The organism is Metabacillus flavus (assembly GCF_018283675.1).
Classification (GTDB): Bacteria; Bacillota; Bacilli; order Bacillales; family Bacillaceae; genus Metabacillus_B; species Metabacillus_B flavus.
The window spans coordinates 2,160,743-2,178,989 of record NZ_JAGVRK010000001.1; the positions used below are offsets into that span (position 1 = coordinate 2,160,743).

Below are 18,247 nucleotides of genomic sequence, written 5' to 3' on the forward strand. Positions count from 1 at the left end.
GTAATCCCCTAGGAGAATTAATTTCATTCTGCTCATTTTATTTTATTGGGTTCAATTAGTTCCATTTGGGTGTTATAATGCAATTATAGTTACGAGACAGGAGCGAATGCTATTGAGTCCAGGAAAATTAATTTTACTAACCGGAACTGAACAAACGAGAAAAGCTCTTCACGGGCAGCTCCTTGAACTGTTTAATGAACTGATTTCGATTGAATCCTTTTCTATGGATGAAGGTTTGCCTGACACTTTTGCTCCCGGTCCGATATTGATTTCTTCTCGAGATTTAAAAAATGAAATCGAACCATACCTTTCCCCTGACGCCGAAATCATAGAAGCAATTCGAACAATTAATGTTGAGAAACTGGAAAAGCTGCTGCTTATGCCAAAAGGCTCCAAGGTTCTTGTTGTCAGCGATACACATGAAACAGCAGCTGAGCTGATTCATCAGCTTATAGAACTTGGAATACAGCACGTCCGATTTGAGCCTTATAAAAAAGAAAACACTGCTTTTGATGCAGACCTGATCCTTTCTCCCGGGGAAATGATTCTTGCACCTAGCCATTCAGCAGTCAAATTGGATATAGGAGTTCGCCTCATCGGCTCCCCTACCATTCAGGAATTGGCAAATCGGTTTGAGCTTTTCTCCCTGAACTATATATTAACAGAACGGCAAATGAAGCACGCCGTCAGCCAGCAGCGGCTGCTGACTGAAGCGAAAACTTCAGCTATGCTAGCAGAAAAAAATCTTCGGCTTGTCGTTGATCAGGTGAGCGAGGGTGTGATTGGTGTCAGTGCTTCTGGAATCATTACGGCCTTCAATTCCGTGTGCGAGCTGATTTTCCAGCTTGACAGGGAGGACGTTGCCGGAAAATCCATTCACCTTTCAGGACTTGATGAAGACGTGATTTCCTATATAGCGGCAGGAACGGAACCCTTTCAGCTTTTCAGCATTAATGGAATGGAAGCGGCCATTTACCGGAATGAAACGAACGGAATCATTACAGCTACCATCAGCAGGGTCAGCAAAGCTTCAGAGATCAATGCTGCGGCAGCAGAATGGGCAAAAAAAGGATTCACGGCCAAATATACGTTTGATCAAATAATCGGCAGCCATTTAAGCATGCTGGATACAATTGGCACCGCAAAAAAACTGGCACTTTCCGAATTGCCGGTTTTGATTGAAGGAGAAACCGGAACGGGTAAAGAGTTGTTTGCGCAAGCGATACATAACGGCTCCGGCAGACGCTCAGGACCCTTTGTTGCCGTTAACTGCAGCGCCCTCTCGGCTTCCCTTTTTGAAAGCGAGCTATTCGGCTACGAAGCAGGAGCCTTTACAGGAGCACAAAAAGGCGGAAAAAAAGGGCTGTTTGAACAAGCAAACGGAGGCACCCTGTTTCTGGATGAAATCGGAGACATTTCCGGAGACCTACAGGCAAGCCTGCTTCGTGTTCTTCAGGAAAAAGAGATCCGCAGAGTAAGCGGAACCCAAAATATCGCGGTGGATGTAAGGATCGTTGCCGCCACTAATATGAATCTGAGAGAAAAAATGGCGGACGGGGATTTCCGTGCCGATTTATTCTACCGCTTAAATGTTTTTTCCATTCAAATCCCGCCTTTAAGAGAACGGAAGTCAGACATTCCTATTCTTGCAGAAGAATTTCTGAAAAGAAGCGGAGCTGTCACCCGGATGGATTCAAAGGTAATGGATACGTTAATGAGAGAAGAATGGGAAGGAAATGTAAGGGAATTAAAGAATTCGATTGACTATATGCTTGCCGTATCCGATGGAAAAACGATTCAGCTTCATGATTTTCCCGGAAAAACGGTCAAAAAACAAAAGAAAAAAGAAAAAGAAGCAGCCCCGCTGCAGCTTACCCTCATGGATAAACAGGAATTTGTGTTTATCCTTGAGACGATCCGGATCTCCAATGAAAGCGGAGAGCCGGCAAGCAGGAGAATTATTTCGGAAATCAGCAAAACGGGTACCCATCCTCTTACGGCACAGCAGGTCCGCCATAGGCTGGACTTTCTCGAAAAGCATAGCTATGTAACGAAAGGACGCGGACGGGCAGGAACTAAAATTACTCTAGAGGGAATGGATTTCCTCCACTCGCTTAAATCTCATCTCGGAAACCATTAAAAGGAGCTGGAACGAATGGAATTTACAATAAAAGAAGAGATTGCCAACGCAATTACCCATGGCATCGGTGTGCTGCTTAGCATTCCCGCTTTGGTGTACTTGATTTTGTTTGCTGTATGGTACGGGGATACAATCAGTGTGGTCAGCTTTTCAATTTTCGGAGCATCGATGATTTTACTTTATTTATTCTCGACGCTGCTTCATGCAATCCAGCATAAAAAAGCGAAGCACATCTTTGCTATTCTCGATCACTCTGCCATTTATATACTGATTGCGGGAACTTACACCCCGCTCCTGCTTGGGCCTCTCAGAGGAACCTTCGGATGGACCCTGCTCATCATCATCTGGAGTCTGGCGGTTGCCGGAGTGGTGTTTAAAATCTTTTTTGTAGACAGGTTTGTAGTATTATCCACACTCTTTTACATTCTTATGGGCTGGCTCGTTATTATTGCAGCGAAGCCGCTCTATGAGTACTTGTCTATGGAAGGATTCATGCTTCTTCTCATTGGCGGGATTCTCTATACGGTCGGCTCTATTTTCTACGTATGGAGGAAGATCCCTTATCATCACGCCATCTGGCATTTGTTTGTTCTAGGCGGCAGTGCTTCCATGTTTTTCTGTGTGCTGTTTTACATCGTGGATGTACCCTACATTTAAACACGGCTGTTCGAATTCCCATGCTAAAGGTTGAGTTTTACTCGCTTTTTGCAGAGCGGAAGCTTGAGCTTTACGTTTAAGAATCTCGCATTCTCGCCTTTCACAAGAGAGCCTGAAACAAAGAAAACCCGCATCGAAAGTCCTCGATGCGGGTTTTTTTAGTTTCTTTCCAGTGTAAGAAATTCATAATTATACGGATTTTTTTCATCCTTTATTCCCTGTTCTTTTAAAGTCGTGCGCCATTCACTCTCGTCAAATTCCGGAAAGAACGTATCTCCGTCAAAGGTATGATGGATGATGGTCACATACATTTTCGTGCAGTGCGGAAGCATTTCTTCAAATATTTTGGCTCCCCCAATAACAAACAGCTCTTCCCCCTCTTCCTCAAGAAGAGAAATCTCCTTTACAGATTGGAGAATTTCGCACCCTTCGGCTTCAAATTCAGGATTTGCAGAAACCACAATATTTCTTCTGCCGGGAAGAGGCTTGCTTCCCATCGATTCAAACGTTTTTCTGCCCATAACGACAGCAGATCCAAATGTAATTTTCTTGAAATGGGCCAGATCAGCCGGAAGTTTCCATGGAAGATCATTGTTCTTGCCAATCGCCCGCTGTTCATCCATTGCATAAACAAAAGAAATCATACGCTGACAGCTCCTTTTATATGAGGATGGGCTTCATAGTTTTCGAGCGTGAAGTCCTCGTATGTAAAATCAAAAATGGATGTCACGTCAGGATTCAGCTTCATTTGCGGCAGCGGTTTAGGATCTCGTCCGAGCTGAAGGTTTACTTGTTCCAGGTGATTTTGATAAATATGTACGTCTCCAAAGCTGTGAATGAATTCTCCGTATTCAAGACCCGATGTATGTGCCATCATCATGGTGAGAAGAGCATAGGAAGCGATATTAAAAGGAACGCCAAGGAAAACATCTGCCGAACGCTGATAAAGCTGGCAGGAAAGCTTCCCGTCTGCCACGTAAAATTGAAACAGGCAGTGGCATGGCGGCAATGCCATGTTCGGAATGTCTGACGGATTCCAGGCGCTGACGATTAACCGTCTAGAATCAGGGTTATTCTTCAGATCATGAACTACGTTTGCAATTTGATCGATCGTTTCTCCCCCTGCGCCTGCCCAAGAACGCCATTGCGCCCCATACACAGGACCCAGTTCCCCGTTTTCATCGGCCCATTCATTCCATATCCTTACTCCATTTTCCTGAAGGTAGGCAACATTTGTGTCCCCTTTTAAAAACCACAGCAGTTCATGAATAATTGATTTCAAATGCAGCTTTTTTGTCGTAACCATCGGAAACCCTTCGCTGAGGTCAAATCTCATCTGATAGCCGAACGTGCTGATTGTTCCCGTCCCGGTTCTATCGCCTTTCGCTTTACCGTTTTCCAGCACATGCCTGCATAGATCTAAATATTGTTTCATCCTGTCACTTCCTTTTTCTTAACATTCGATTCTTCATTTTAACATATTATGAAGTATGGAAGGGGTCAAATTCGTGCAGGATGAATAGTATTCATCAAACCGCTAAGGATGTGACATCATGCGAAAAAGACCTGCAAAGGAAGAAGTCGAAAAAGTAATTGAGTATATGGGGAGCACTCGTTTTCTGGTAGCTGATGGCTTGGTCAGCGGTGGCTTGATTATTCTCTTTCTATATTTTTTCCATTAAAAAAAACGCCGGAAGCGATTCCGGCGTTTTTTATTAATTCGTTTTTTCCTGACGGTTGTTTTTCATTTTATGAATGATAAACGTCCCAATGAACATAACGAGTATTAAGACGAAAAATACCCAGTGCTCCATGTGTACTCCCGCAACACTTAAAGCCATTTTCGCTGCAATAAGTAAAATCAGCACATATGCTGTTGTTTCAAGTTCAGGAATTCTCTCAATCAGTTTAACAAATACTCCTGCAATTCCACGCATCATAAGTACTCCGAGCATCCCTCCGAGAAGAAGAACCCATACTTGTTCACTAACTCCAAATGCTGCAAGAACACTGTCAACGGAAAATGCAATATCCATTAATTCAACAGCTGCAACTGTACCCCAGAACTGTCCGAAGAGGCGGGTAAAAATGCTGCCTTTTGTAAGCTTCGCTGCGTCTTCCGCATCATCTCCGCCAGACTCATTCCGTTTATCAATGAAGTATTTAATAGCCAGCCATGCTAGGTATGCTGCTCCAAGGAGCTTAACCCACCAAAGCTTTATAAGGAATACTCCGACTCCAATTGCAATAAACCTGAAAACATACGCCCCTATTAAACCATAGAAAAGTGCTTTCTTTCTTTGCTCCTCAGGAAGCGGGCGGACCATAACTGCAAGAACAAGCGCATTGTCAGCAGATAATAGCCCTTCTAAAATCACCAGGGTAAGAATTAATCCCCAGCTTGTAGGGCTTGTCAGTACTTCGCCCCACATCTGCCAGTCAAAAAACTGGGCATACGTGTCTACAAAAGCATTTAATATTTCATTCATTGTGACGACATAACCTCCTAAGATTCGAGCAATACTTTAACTAGTATACAAGATTTGGGCTCTCTTGTTAAGCAAAAAGGCAATCTAGCTTCCTATCATCTGCTCTGACTGATCTTCCTCTTCTTTATCACGGCTTCGATGGGCCATTCTGCTCGCTGCCGCTGCAGCCAATGCAGCCACAATATCATCAAGGAATGTATTGACCCGATCATCTTTATGCTCATCCAGTTCTTTAATAATCCCGAATTTCTCTTTATCAAGAAATCCGAAGTTGGTCAGTCCGATCGAACCATATACATTGACGATTGAAAGGGGAATGATTTCATCAATTCCATATAAAGGCTCGTCCGTTTCTACGAGATGCTGCAGCGGCTGGGGCAGCAATTTCTTTTCAGCTAGTTCATCCAAAGCAAGTCCGGTTAAAACGGCGTGGACGATTTCCCTTTTGCTTAGCACCCGTTCTACATTATAGACACAGTCTTCATGGGTAAGCGCCGGTATGTAGCGTTCCTGAAGCCGGAAGACGATATCGGCAATATCAGCTATCGTTACTCCCCTGTCTTTCAGCATATCAATGGTAATTGCGGTCATTTCTTTCATCGTGTATTTAGCCATTAGACTGATCGCCCCTTTTTAATGAGTCATCCAAGCGGGTGGAGTATTCCGGTCCCAATAAATGCTGCCCAGTTCATGATGCTGTTCAAATGAATCTCTGCTTAAATGGTAATGAAAATTGAACCAGTAGCCCTCTCCGGGAGGATGATCCACACGGACGTGGAAACGAATTACATCTTTACCGGAATTCCGGTCGTAAATATGAAAGATTTTTTCGCTTCTCCCTGAACCGGGTTTCTCACTGATTACAAGATTTGAGGATTCTTCTAATGTCAGCTCTCTTTCCATTACTTCTTCGATTTTTGGCAGGATCATCATATCGAATTTCGATTCAATTACCGGGCCAATTCTGTCCCCGAATTTTTGATGCGTTTGCTCTTTGGCCATCTGTTTAAAATATTGGATATCCGGTTCAATAATTTGCGATTTGTGGGAATCTGATTGCTCGGGAATGATGGTTTTAGAAAAGTCTTGAGAATTCTCTTCTGCGAGCAGCACAGCGGGAGGCGAAACCATTCCCAGTGTGACAATTGAGAACAAGGCTACGAGCGATTTTTTAAGCCATTTATTCATGGTTTTCCTCTCTTAAATGTATTCTCTATTATTCTATCATAGCCCTTGACAATTCTCCTTATTAAGTTAAAGAAAACGCTTTTATTGCCAGCGCATTTCCTTTACAATAAATGTATTAAGATACGGGAGGCTTGTTATGTACGAAGCACTGCTTATCACTGCAAGTTTCATTACCCTCATTTATATGATTTTCATGGAAATAACAGATTAAAAGCCCGGAAATTAATCCGGGCTTTCTCTGCGTATAAATGGGCAAGCTTCTCACATTTTTTTCGCTTTGGATGATGCAGAGCTTTTTTGTTTTCCTGCTTCTTGATTTGTCGTTCCCTGTCCTTCTGTCTCAGGCGAACCAAGCTGTGATTTCGACGGATCTGCTTTTTTGCGTGACATTCCCTTCACCTCCGAGTCCTAGTTTTGCCTAATCCCCTTTTTCTATAACCCCGAAGTGAAAGGAAGCTGAACGGCGTTTAATTTGGCTGAAGCCCCATTTTTCAAACCTTCCGCTCGTCCAATGATCTTTTAAGACCACCCGTTCCTTTGCTACCCTTTTTGCCTGGGCGATTACTTCTCCCCTCAAATCATCATAATTGGCAATTTGCTTTAAGGGCACCATTCCCTCAGAGGATAGCGCTTCTTCAAACATGGGATCGAAATAAACAATGTCAAAGGAACGGTCCCCGCACGTTTGGAGGAATTCCAGGTGATCGGCATAAACCACCTCCACTCTTTTCATCGCTTTTGAAATTTCATCATTCCCAGCATCCCACTTCTTCAGTCCCTCGCCTACAATCAGCGCCATTTCTTTGTTGCCTTCAATCCCGCAGACCTTTCCTTCTTCTCCAGCCGCATAGGCGGCGACAATGCTGTCTGATGCCAATCCCAGCGTACAATCTAATATGGTTTTTCCTTTTTCGATCCCGGCTGCGTCTACAAATGGATCATGCTCTCCGTCAAGCAGTCTTTTAATCCGGAACATAGCGGAATTCGGATGGAAAAAGAACGGCTTTTCGTCCGGTGCACTGTAAAGTTCCATTCTCTCGGTGCCTATTACAAGTACCGCTTCACCTTTTTGCAGCAGGGAAGTAATCGACTTCTTGTTTCTTGGAACATACTGGCTGTTCATAGAATGTGCAAGTGCTTTTGCAGCCGTTTCTGCTTCTTTAAAATTTTTCATAACAGTAGTAATAATCACGTCTTCAACGTCCTTTAACAAAAAATCGGGATGGCTGCATCTATCAGCCATCCCGTTCGACCTTATTCAGCAGTGCTTTTCAAAAGACTGCTCCAGATTCGTCATGATCTCTTCGATTGTAAAGCCTTCGATTTCGTGCCTTGGGATGAAATGAACCACTTCTTTCCCTTTCAAAAGTGCTATAGAAGGAGAAGAAGGCTCAAATCCTTCAAAGTACTCTCTCATTTTAGCTGTTGCCTCTTTATCCTGCCCTGCAAAAACGGTAACAAGATGGTCAGGTTTTTTGTCAGCATTCAATGCAGATTGAGTTGCAGCGGGTCTTGCCAGTCCAGCAGCACATCCGCAGACAGAGTTTACAACGACAAGTGTTGTTCCCTCAGCTGATGCCATATAATCTGCAACCTCTTCTTCTGTAAGAAGCTCTTGAAATCCAGCTCTTGTCAGCTCTGCCCTCATCGGCTTAACCATTTGACGCATGTATTCTTCATATGCCATAGACATGTTTTAATACCCTCCTGAAACAGTCACTTAGGGAGGCCGGTGAACATGGCCATCATTCCCTTTCTGAGTTCAAGAATACTATAGAAAAATGACGGTGGCAAACGTTTAGAGCTTTACATGTTCCTTCGATGGTTCGAACAGATCGGTTACAGCTCCTTTAGAGGAACAGGAAACCGTCCTTGCGTATTTCCCAAGGACTCCTCTTAACGTTTGAACAGGTGCTTTCCAGCTTGATTTCCTTTCCTGAAGCTCTTCCTCGGAAACATGCATGGTCAGCTCTCTTTTCCCGCTGTCAACTGTTACAAGATCACCTGTTTTTAAGAGAGCAATCGGACCTCCATTCTGGGCTTCCGGGGCAATGTGGCCGACGACAAGACCATGAGTCCCGCCAGAGAATCTACCGTCTGTAAGCAGGGCAACCGATTCACCGAGCCCTTTTCCTACTAATATCGCTGATAATGAAAGCATTTCAGGCATACCCGGTCCTCCTTTCGGACCTTCATAGCGGATGACAATGACATCCCCATGAGATACCCTTCCTTCAAGTACAGCGTCTGTTGCCTCCTCCTCACTGTCAAATACTTTAGCAGGACCAGTAAGACTTGTTACTTTCAGGCCGGAGACCTTTGCTACAGCTCCATCCGGTGCCAGGTTCCCTTTCAAAACAACAAGCGGGCCTTCTGCGCGCAGGGGCTTTTCAATAGGAACAATGACCTTTTGATTTTCATAAAGATCATCCATCTCTTTTAGATTTTCAGCAATTGTTTTTCCTGTTACAGTCAAACAGTCTCCGTTCAAGTATCCATTTTCAAGAAGCAGCTTCATGACACCCGGCACTCCGCCTGCTTCATGGAGATCCTGCATGACATATTTGCCGCTTGGCTTTAAATCTGCAATATGCGGAACTTTTTTCTGAATGCGCTCAAAATCATCCAAAGTCAGGTCCACTTCAACTGCATTGGCAATCGCCAATAAATGAAGCACGGCATTTGTGGATCCGCCAAGAGCCATTACGAGGGTAATCGCATTCTCAAAAGCTTCCTTCGTCATAATATCTTTCGGGTAAATGTCCGCTTCCAGAAGACGGAGTACAGCTTCTCCCGCTTCATAGCAGTCCTTAAGCTTCAATTCTGATTCCGCCGGGTTTGATGAGCTTCCAGGAAGACTCATTCCAAGCGCTTCAATAGCGGAAGCCATTGTATTCGCTGTATACATGCCGCCGCATGATCCTGCACCTGGACATGCATTGCATTCAATCTTATGAAGCTCTTCCCTGTCAATATCGCCTTTATTATACTGGCCGACTCCTTCAAATGCCGAAACGATATCAATGTCTTTACCGTTCAGTTTCCCCGGTTTAATTGTGCCTCCATATACAAACACAGAAGGAACTTCTGATCTTGCCATCGCGATGAGGCAGCCCGGCATATTTTTATCACATCCGCCGATTGCGACATAGGCATCCAAATTTTCTGCACCTACAACCGTTTCAATGGAATCAGCGATAACATCCCTGCTGGGAAGAGAATAGCGCATTCCTCCCGTACCCATCGAAATTCCATCTGATACGGTAATGGTATTAAAGATAAGACCTGCTCCGCCTGAATCTTTAATCCCTTCTTTTGCCCGGATAGCGAGCTTATCAATATGTATGTTGCATGGTGTCACTTCACTCCACGTACTTGCTACGCCGATCATTGGTTTTTTAAAGTCCTCGTCCTGGAAACCGACGGCGCGAAGCATGGCGCGATTAGGCGCTCTTTTGGGGTCCTCACTCAGCTGTTTGCTCTTAATTCTCAAATCTTTGCTCTCTTTGCTCATATTAGATTCCCTCCTGCAATAATTGATTGTGTATTACTATAGAACTTTGATCGTCATATTGCAATAATATTCTTAAAATTTTTAATTAAATGTTAGTTTACCCGGATAAAAAAAGCACACCTCCAATTCTTGCAAGGTGCGCTTTTTTTAGTAAGAATTATTTGCTTGATTTACGGCTCTCAGTCATCTGTTTCCACACTGAACCCATTGCTTCTTCTCCGCCTTCAATTCTTCCTATGGCGAGCCTGATTTGCATACTGACCTCGAATTCAGGATCATCCTGAGCTTCCTGTAAGGCCTGGAGCGCCTGCTCATCTCCGACTTCATATAAAAACATGGCTGCACGCCACCGGACGAGCTTATTTTTATCCCCCAGTGATGCAATCATGGCTGGAATTGCTTTAGGGTCTCCAATATCCGATATACAGTCCCCTGCCGTCCTTCTGACTGTGACGGATTTGTCTTCAAGCGCTTTATAGAGAAGCGGCAGCACAGCAGGATCTTCAATCATTCCAAGATATACGACTGCAAGCCTTCTGATCGACGCTTTTTCATCATTTAGTGCTTTATCCAGTACATCCAAATCTTCTAATGAAGGGTTCATTTGATCCAGGTGGGCATACCTGGCTGTCCATTCCGGCTCATCCATCATTTCTGCTGTCACTTTATAGGAGGACCGGCTGATTTGCTGAACGCCTTCGTCCTTATTGATCAGCTGCTGGGCCATCCTCTTCAGCCGATCATTGTGATAGGATGCAGACAGCTCATCTACGATATCCTTTCCAATGTCCTCCATTTCCCCGTAACGGACACCATGATCCTTCCATTCACGGTCAAGCACTACGTTCGATGCATGCTGCTGAACACTGAAAATAGAATCCTGGAATCTTTGAGGAAGTGCAAACCGCTTTTCTTCCAAACCATCTGTCAGCTTCACCTGCATCGGGATGCCGTTAAACATTTGCACAGACGCTTTTATTTCTCCGAATGCTTCATCCGCAGGTCCGCCGCCGGCTCTCTCTGAAGGGGTTTCTCCGAAGCACTCCCGGACGCTTGTTAAAATATCTTTCCAATCATACTTGGAGTTTCGCTCAACCGCTAAAAAGTCGGCTACATGGTAAACTCCCTTAACCCCTTCTATTTGGAGGATATCCTGGATAACCTGCGGGGCATGCCCGGCTTGATCAATTTTATAATTATTGCTTGTCCCTTTTGGAAGTTCCTCCGTCAAGATAATTTTCATTGTATTGGGACTTGGTGTAGGTTCAATGGTTTTAATATTCAGCACAGCTAACCCTCCTGCTTCGCACATTTTTCTTTATTCTAACATAGCGGATCAGGCAGTGTTCACTATCACGGTCTACCTATCCCATTCCTTAAAAAAAGTTTCGAGATACACTTCCATGAACCGGTGTCTCTCTTCTGCCTTTTTTCTGCCGGCATCTGTATTCATCAGTCCTTTAAGCTTAAGCAGCTTATCGTAAAAGTGCTGAATGGCAGAATCACTTCCGTCCGGCTCATAAACCGGTGTGCCTTTGCTTCCTGCATAGATAAAAGTACGTGCTATTCCAATCGCTCCTATCGCGTCAAGCCGATCGGCATCCTGGACAATTTTGCCCTCGATTGTCTCAGGAATCGTCCTTCCTGTTCCCTTAAATGAAATGGTATCGATAATATGCATGATTTGGGTGCGTTCATCATCTCCGACCGATAATGAGGTCAGCATGGTTTCGACTTCCAATCTGCTCATCCTTCTGTCATCGGCTAATTTACGGTCTGGAAGATCATGAAGCAAGGCAGCGAGTTCCACAATAAATTCATCTGCCTCTGTTCCTTCCGCCAGCTGGATGGAAAGCTTCCTGACCCGGTCAATGTGAAGCCAGTCGTGACCGGACCCTTCATTTCCAAGACGTTCCTTAACAAGCCGCTCAGCATCGGTTTTTATCATTATTTTATTCACACATTCACGTCCTCAATAGAAGAAGCTGATCTCCAGGGATCAGCCGCCTTAACATTGTATGGATGCCGTCTGCTCAGAAAGCAGCTGCTTAACCGGCTCCTCTAGATCCTTCGGGTTCGTGTTCGGAGAGAACCGGTTTACAGGCATTCCGTTCCGGTCAACCAAAAATTTAGTAAAATTCCACTTTACGCCCTCTGAACCGAGCATACCAGGCAGCTCTTCTGTTAAATAGCTGAATAGAGGATGGGCATCCTTCCCGTTGACATGGACTTTTGCAAACATCGGGAAACCAACTCCATAGTTTCGTTCACAAAACGCTTCAATTTCCTCTTCACTTCCAGGCTCCTGATTCATGAATTGGTTGCATGGGAAACCGAGAATCTCAAGTCCCTCTGATGAATACTTTTCATAAAGCTCCTGAAGACCTTTTAATTGCGGAGTAAACCCGCATTTACTTGCAGTGTTTACTATCAGAAGCACTTTGCCTTCATATTCGGAAAGTGATTGTTCAATCCCTTTGATCGTTTCAGCCTTAAAGTCATATATGCTCATATACCGGCTCCTTTTTCATCATTAATTCTTTGCAATGTCTGCAATACAGATTCTACAAGTCTTTCAAGATCTCCTGCATGCTCCTCTGTAATCAGCGTGCTGAAAGAAAGCGAGAATGTTTGCCTGTGCGCTTCATGGAGGGCAAACGGATTAAATGAAACTTCCGCTTTTACAGAGGCATCTTCTCCCCATATTTCCCTGATGACCGTCAGCACTGCCATGCAGTTCTCAACAGGAGCCGCAAGCCGGGTAAAATGAATCCGAAGGCGGCATCCTGCATACGCTGTAGTTTTTTTCCATTCTGCTTGTAGCTGATCCGCCACGATTGAGAGTTCTATTTCTGCAGCCGCTCCCTCCTGCAGGCGGGTTTCCTGAAAATCGATGCTCCAGGATCTTGACATATCAGCCAGGTTGACAAGATCATTCCTGGATTTAACTTCAATAGATCCTTCAAGATCCAAGTCATAGACAGCTCCCTCAAGCACAACCTTTAAATTATCGAAAACCGTTGGATCAAACATCAAAATAATCCTTTGGCGCGGCCATCTGCATCTACATCCATGTTTAGGGCAGCCGGTTTTTTCGGCAGACCAGGCATCGTCATAATTTCTCCCGTGAGTGCGACGAGAAAGCCTGCACCTGCTGACGGCTTAATTTCCCTTATCGTAATTGAAAAACGATCGGGTCTTCCCAGTTTTTTTGGATCATCTGAGAGAGAATACTGTGTTTTCGCCATACAAAGAGGCAAATCCCCCCAGCCGTTCGCTTCAATATCTGCCAGCTGTTTTTCCGCTTTAGAGGTAAGAAGGACCTCATCTGCCCCATATACCTTTTCCGCAATAACTCTTGCTTTTTCCTTAAACGGAACTTCCAATTGATAAAGCGGAGAAAAATCGGAGTCTCGATCAGCAAGTCTAGTGACGATTTCTGCAAGCTCCACTCCTCCTTCTCCTCCTTTTTCCCATACCTCGGTTAAAGCACATGGGTGGCCATGATCGCCGCACCACGATTGCAAGGCATGAATTTCCTTGTCCGAATCTGCCGTGAACCGGTTAACGGCTACTGCATACGGCAACCCGAATGCGCGGATTGTTTCAATATGCTTTTGCAGATTTTCACAGCCCTTTATCAAAGCTTCAGGATTGGAAGCACGCAGGTCATTTTTCGCAATGCCTCCGTGCATTTTCAGCGCCCGTATGGTTGCAACGATCACAACGGCTGCAGGTTTCAATCCTCCAGCCCGCGCTTTAATATTCAGAAATTTTTCTGCACCGAGATCTGCACCGAATCCTGCTTCTGTTACTGCATAATCTCCCAATTTAAGTGCTGCTTTTGTGGCAATCAGACTATTGCATCCATGAGCAATATTGGCAAAAGGGCCGCCGTGTATTAATGCCGGAGTATGTTCAATCGTCTGAACTAAATTCGGTTTGACCGCATCCTTCAGCAATAGCGTTAAAGCTCCTTCAAAACCGAGATCCCCGACCGTAACCGGCTGTTTATTTTTTGTATATCCAGCCACAATGTTCGAAAGACGCTGTTTCAGATCCTGAAGATTTTCTGCCATGCACAAAACAGCCATGATTTCAGATGCAGCTGTAATATCAAACTGATCTTCCCTGGCCAAACCGTTTGATGCACCACCAAGTCCCGTAACCACATTGCGCAGAGCCCGGTCATTGATATCCAGTGCCCTTTTCCACACGATCTTTCCAGGATCAAGCTCCAGCTCATTTCCCTGATGGATATGGTTGTCGATAAAAGCAGACAAAGCATTATTGGCAGAGGTGATGGCATGCAGGTCGCCAGTAAAATGAAGATTTATGTCATCCATAGGCAGCACCTGGGAGTAACCGCCCCCCGCTGCTCCTCCTTTAAGTCCCATAACCGGTCCGAGTGACGGCTCCCGCATAGCAATTACCGCCTTTTTGCCGATCCGGTTCAGCGCCTGCCCTAAGCCTACTGTCACTGTTGACTTGCCTTCTCCGGCAGGTGTAGGATTAATGGATGTAACAAGGATCAATTTTCCATCCTGCGCTGTACCGAGCCTTTTTAATAATGCATCGGACAGCTTTGCCTTATATGTACCGTATAATTCAAGCTCTTCTCCTTGAATGCCGATTGATGAAGCTACATCAGCAATCGACTTCATGCTGGAGTTCGAAGCGATTTCAATATCAGATTTACCATTCTTTTCAGCAGCCATCAAACCATCTCCATTCCAAAATTCATGAATAATCAAAAATCTTAGCCTTTACCAGCTAAACATTGGACATTGTATCATATTCCATAAGCCCAAGATGGCTGAAGTGTTTTATAATGAGAGAAAAATGCCGGTTTCGGTTCTTACCCCGGCTTGAATCCTTTATGATTGGAGTGTTCTTCTTGCCAATTAATATCCCCTCAAATCTTCCGGCTAAAGCGATACTTGAAGCAGAAAATATTTTCATTATGGATGAACACCGGGCTGCGGCTCAGGACATCCGTCCGCTTGATATTTTGATTTTGAATCTAATGCCGCAGAAGGAAAAGACCGAAACGCAGCTGCTGCGATTGCTTGGAAACACTCCGCTGCAGGTGAACATCACGTTTTTGCATATGAAAACCCATAAGTCCAAAAATGTTCAGCCGCAGCACTTAGAAGAGTTCTATACAACGTTTGATCATGTTAAACATCGTAGTTTTGACGGATTGATTGTGACAGGGGCTCCTGTCGAGCAGCTTCCATTTGAGGACGTATCCTATTGGGAGGAACTGCAGCAGATTTTTAAATGGAGTTCCGAGCATGTAACTTCGACTCTTCATATATGCTGGGGGGCACAAGCTGGCCTTTACTATCACTATGGTGTAGAAAAAATACCGCTGGAAAGCAAATGCTTCGGAATTTTCCCCCATACGGTAAGTGCCCCATCAGAAAAACTCGTACGCGGGTTTGATGAGGAATTCTATGTTCCCCATTCCAGGCATACAGATATATCAAAAGACCAAGCTGCCGCCCATAAGGACCTCCTTATTCTTTCTGAATCCGAGGAAGCCGGCGTATGCCTGCTGATGTCCAAGGACGGAAAGCGGGTGTTTTTAACGGGACATCCTGAATATGACGCCTATACCCTGGATGAGGAATATAAAAGAGATCTCGAACGGGGAATGCCGATCAGCCAGCCCCTCCATTATTACAGAGGCGGCAAGCCAAAGAACGGCCCTTTATTCAGATGGAAGTCCCATGCGAGCCTTCTTTTCTCCAACTGGCTCAATTATTACGTCTACCAGGAGACTCCATTTATCTGGCAAAACGAAGATGGGAATTAAAGGGAAATAATAAAAAGATGTTCCACGAAATTCCTGTATTTGTTAAAATGAATACGAGAATAGATTAAAATCAGCGAATATAACAAAGAATTAACATTATTTTTATAAAAGCAAGATATGAATATGTTACTCTATATAGTAAATTGAATAGGAATAAAGCTAAATAAAGAATGCGAGTGTTTTTATTTTGATTGAGGTGAAAACGTTGAAATCCAAACAAAAGGTTTTGATTCTGACGGCCAAGTATGGAAATGGGCATGTTCAGGTAGCAAACACATTGGTGAATCATTGCAGAAATATGGGGATTGAAGATGTGATTGTTTGTGATCTTTATAATGAATCACATCCTGTTTTTTCTGAAATAACCCAGTATCTGTATTTAAAAAGCTTCTCAATCGGAAAGCAGTTTTATCGTTTGTTCTACTACGGTGTAGACAAAATGTACAATAAACGAATGATGAATCTCTATTATAAAATGGGGCATAAAAGACTTCATGAAATCATTTTGAAGGAAGATCCCGATATCATTATCAACACCTTTCCGATGATTGTGGTTCCTGAATACCGGAGAAGAACAGGAACCGTCATTCCGACGTTTAATGTCATAACCGATTTCTGCCTTCATAAAATCTGGGTGCACGAAAATATTGATAAATATTATGTGGCAAACCACCATGTAAAAGAAAAAATCGTCCGGCTGGGGATTCGTCCTTCTGCTGTTAATGTTACAGGAATCCCGATCCGCTCTCAATTTGAAGAAGAAATGGATCAAGGCCAGCTGATTGAAAAATACGGACTCGATCCCAATAAAAAGACTTTGCTGATCATGGCTGGGGCCCATGGTGTTCTGAAAAACGTCAGGGAACTGTGCCAGTCCTTTCTCCAATATGATCATTTGCAGACGATCGTCGTTTGCGGGAAAAACCAAGTGCTAAAAGACAGCCTAACTCCTCTGGCCAATGCCTATCCGAAGCAAATTAAGGCGCTTGGCTATGTTGAGCGGGTGGATGAGCTGTTCCGCATTTCTTCCTGCATGATCACGAAACCCGGAGGTATCACTTTAAGCGAAGCAGCTGCTATCGGGCTTCCTGTCATCCTTTATAAGCCGGTGCCTGGACAGGAGAAGGAGAATTCGATTTTCTTTGAAAACAGCGGTGCTGCAGTAGTAGTGAACAAGTACGAAGAAATACAGGAGAGCGTCGATTATCTTATGAATAATGAACACCTTCTTTCCAGTATGAGCAGCAACATTAAGAAACTTCACAATTCAAGTTCTGCTGATACGATTCTGCATGACATTTTGAAAGAAGCTGTTGTGATTACTAAAGAGAATGAGAAAAAGATGAAGGGTTCTGTAAATTATTAATTACTCCCCTTCCTAATTGGCTTCTGGATGCGGGGGAAAACTTGCATCTCGGAGGGAAACCATGGATACGAGCACACATATTGCAATGGGCTTCGGACTTGCCGGCCTCGCATCTCTAGATCCGGCGGTAGCCGCCGATCCCGCCCTTGCACAAGCCGTTTTAGCCGGTACACTATTGGGTTCAAATGCCCCTGATTTTGATTACGCAGTTAAGCTGGCCAAAGGACAAGGCATGTATTTGCGGCATCATCGCGCAGCTTCCCATTCTGTTCCAGCCTTATTTTTATGGGGAATACTTCTGACAGCCTGCATTTGGCCGTTTTTTGCAGGGATATCGGCTGCCCATCTTTTCGGCTGGACACTTGCTGCCGTTCTCATTCATGTATTTGTGGATTTGTTTAATTCCTATGGAACTCAGGCTGGCAGGCCTTTTTTGAGAAAATGGATCACCTTTGATGCCATCTACATTTTTGATCCATTTATTATGGCCCTTCACGTAATCGGATTTGTATTATGGGGATCAGGATTCCCTGCAGGAACCGTATTTGCTATTATCTATTTTATTATGATTGGATATATGGTGCAGCGAGCCTTTGCATCAAAATCGGTAAAAGAAAAAGCTGCATCCGGGATTGCTCCTGAATATACAAAGGTAAAAGCCATTCCCACCATCAGTTGGGGAATATGGAATGTTTGCGCCGAATCTGAATCCTCTTTCATAACAGGAGAATATCGGAACGGAAAGATTGAGTGGATCCATCACTTTGAAAAAGATGACCTCTCCTCCCCTGTTATACAAGCATCTATACAGGATCAGAATGTACAGCACTTTCTCGTGAACGCAGAAATGGCTCACCCTCTGTTCTGGAGAAGATCAGATGGATATGAAGTCAGATGGTTCGACGTCCGATACAGAACGAAAAATCATTATCCCTTCATGGCCATCGTTAAATTGGATCATGAAGGAAACATTTCAGAATCTGCAGCCGGATGGCTGCACCATGTCCAGACACTTGAAAAGCCGGGATCCTTAAATGAATCTGTTTCGCATTGAAGGGGCTGTCTAAAAAGT

Annotated in this window: 20 protein-coding genes; 6 read left to right on the forward strand and 14 right to left on the reverse strand. The window is 44.2% G+C overall.

Annotated elements, in window-relative coordinates; translation table 11 throughout:
• Positions 1-112 precede the first annotated feature (112 nt).
• Positions 113-2,140 (forward strand): sigma-54 interaction domain-containing protein, encoded by a 2,028-nt coding sequence (locus J9317_RS11100; RefSeq protein ID WP_211558589.1) that lies wholly within the window; start codon positions 113-115, stop codon positions 2,138-2,140.
• 15 nt (positions 2,141-2,155) lie between these two features.
• Positions 2,156-2,797, forward strand: a complete 642-nt coding sequence (trhA, locus tag J9317_RS11105) for a PAQR family membrane homeostasis protein TrhA (protein ID WP_211558591.1) — start codon at positions 2,156-2,158, stop codon at positions 2,795-2,797.
• A gap of 158 nt (positions 2,798-2,955) precedes the next feature.
• On the opposite strand, the gene J9317_RS11110 is transcribed toward trhA, so the two are convergent.
• On the reverse strand, positions 2,956-3,441 hold the full coding sequence (locus J9317_RS11110) for a dihydrofolate reductase (RefSeq protein WP_211558593.1): 486 nt from the start codon (positions 3,439-3,441) through the stop codon (positions 2,956-2,958).
• Positions 3,438-4,232, reverse strand: coding sequence for a thymidylate synthase (locus J9317_RS11115; protein ID WP_211558595.1), 795 nt, complete (start codon positions 4,230-4,232; stop codon positions 3,438-3,440). Before J9317_RS11115 ends, J9317_RS11110 begins: the two co-directional genes overlap by 4 nt.
• A 118-nt stretch (positions 4,233-4,350) precedes the next feature.
• Between J9317_RS11115 and J9317_RS20835 the strand changes: the two genes are divergently transcribed.
• A complete protein-coding gene (locus tag J9317_RS20835; RefSeq protein ID WP_284143273.1) occupies positions 4,351-4,479 on the forward strand; it encodes a hypothetical protein in 129 nt (42 codons plus the stop codon).
• A 33-nt stretch (positions 4,480-4,512) separates the two neighbouring features.
• Here J9317_RS20835 and J9317_RS11120 read toward each other — a convergent pair whose 3' ends face one another.
• The 12 genes from J9317_RS11120 to J9317_RS11175 all read right to left on the reverse strand — a co-directional run bounded on the left by J9317_RS11120 (position 4,513) and on the right by J9317_RS11175 (position 14,706).
• Positions 4,513-5,286 carry a TerC family protein gene (locus J9317_RS11120; protein WP_211558597.1) on the reverse strand — a complete coding sequence of 258 codons (774 nt, stop codon included), beginning with the start codon at positions 5,284-5,286 and terminating at the stop codon, positions 4,513-4,515.
• 84 nt (positions 5,287-5,370) lie between these two features.
• Positions 5,371-5,901 carry a phosphatidylglycerophosphatase A family protein gene (locus J9317_RS11125; RefSeq protein ID WP_211558599.1) on the reverse strand — a complete coding sequence of 177 codons (531 nt, stop codon included), beginning with the start codon at positions 5,899-5,901 and terminating at the stop codon, positions 5,371-5,373.
• A gap of 18 nt (positions 5,902-5,919) precedes the next feature.
• Positions 5,920-6,474, reverse strand: a complete 555-nt coding sequence (locus J9317_RS11130) for a YpjP family protein (RefSeq protein ID WP_211558601.1) — start codon at positions 6,472-6,474, stop codon at positions 5,920-5,922.
• A 261-nt stretch (positions 6,475-6,735) separates the two neighbouring features.
• Positions 6,736-6,864: a YuzL family protein gene (locus J9317_RS11135; RefSeq protein ID WP_211558603.1), complete on the reverse strand. Its 129-nt coding sequence runs from the start codon at positions 6,862-6,864 to the stop codon at positions 6,736-6,738.
• A 28-nt stretch (positions 6,865-6,892) separates the two neighbouring features.
• A complete protein-coding gene (locus J9317_RS11140) occupies positions 6,893-7,666 on the reverse strand; it encodes a class I SAM-dependent methyltransferase (RefSeq protein WP_211558605.1) in 774 nt (257 codons plus the stop codon).
• 66 nt (positions 7,667-7,732) lie between these two features.
• Positions 7,733-8,167: a BrxA/BrxB family bacilliredoxin gene (locus J9317_RS11145; protein ID WP_211558607.1), complete on the reverse strand. Its 435-nt coding sequence runs from the start codon at positions 8,165-8,167 to the stop codon at positions 7,733-7,735.
• A 105-nt stretch (positions 8,168-8,272) separates the two neighbouring features.
• Positions 8,273-9,988 (reverse strand): dihydroxy-acid dehydratase, encoded by a 1,716-nt coding sequence (gene ilvD, locus J9317_RS11150; protein ID WP_211558609.1) that lies wholly within the window; start codon positions 9,986-9,988, stop codon positions 8,273-8,275.
• A gap of 157 nt (positions 9,989-10,145) precedes the next feature.
• Positions 10,146-11,273: a conserved virulence factor C family protein gene (locus J9317_RS11155; RefSeq protein ID WP_211562300.1), complete on the reverse strand. Its 1,128-nt coding sequence runs from the start codon at positions 11,271-11,273 to the stop codon at positions 10,146-10,148.
• 75 nt (positions 11,274-11,348) lie between these two features.
• Positions 11,349-11,948: an HD domain-containing protein gene (locus tag J9317_RS11160; protein ID WP_347880525.1), complete on the reverse strand. Its 600-nt coding sequence runs from the start codon at positions 11,946-11,948 to the stop codon at positions 11,349-11,351.
• Positions 11,949-11,996: 48 nt separating this feature from the next.
• Positions 11,997-12,500 carry a glutathione peroxidase gene (locus J9317_RS11165; RefSeq protein WP_211558611.1) on the reverse strand — a complete coding sequence of 168 codons (504 nt, stop codon included), beginning with the start codon at positions 12,498-12,500 and terminating at the stop codon, positions 11,997-11,999.
• Positions 12,497-13,021: a hypothetical protein gene (locus J9317_RS11170; RefSeq protein ID WP_211558613.1), complete on the reverse strand. Its 525-nt coding sequence runs from the start codon at positions 13,019-13,021 to the stop codon at positions 12,497-12,499. Before J9317_RS11170 ends, J9317_RS11165 begins: the two co-directional genes overlap by 4 nt.
• Positions 13,021-14,706, reverse strand: a complete 1,686-nt coding sequence (locus tag J9317_RS11175) for a formate--tetrahydrofolate ligase (protein ID WP_211558614.1) — start codon at positions 14,704-14,706, stop codon at positions 13,021-13,023. The genes J9317_RS11170 and J9317_RS11175 overlap by 1 nt, the downstream gene beginning before the upstream one ends.
• Positions 14,707-14,885: 179 nt before the next feature.
• On the opposite strand from J9317_RS11175, the gene metA reads away from it, so the two are divergent.
• The 3 genes from metA (at position 14,886) to J9317_RS11190 (ending at position 18,229) form a co-directional block, all read left to right on the forward strand.
• Positions 14,886-15,809 carry a homoserine O-acetyltransferase MetA gene (gene metA / locus J9317_RS11180; protein ID WP_211558616.1) on the forward strand — a complete coding sequence of 308 codons (924 nt, stop codon included), beginning with the start codon at positions 14,886-14,888 and terminating at the stop codon, positions 15,807-15,809.
• 205 nt (positions 15,810-16,014) lie between these two features.
• Complete coding sequence (locus tag J9317_RS11185) at positions 16,015-17,175, forward strand: diglucosyl diacylglycerol synthase (RefSeq protein WP_211558618.1); 1,161 nt, start codon at positions 16,015-16,017, stop codon at positions 17,173-17,175.
• Positions 17,176-17,236: 61 nt separating this feature from the next.
• On the forward strand, positions 17,237-18,229 hold the full coding sequence (locus J9317_RS11190) for a metal-dependent hydrolase (RefSeq protein ID WP_211558620.1): 993 nt from the start codon (positions 17,237-17,239) through the stop codon (positions 18,227-18,229).
• Positions 18,230-18,247 lie beyond the last annotated feature (18 nt).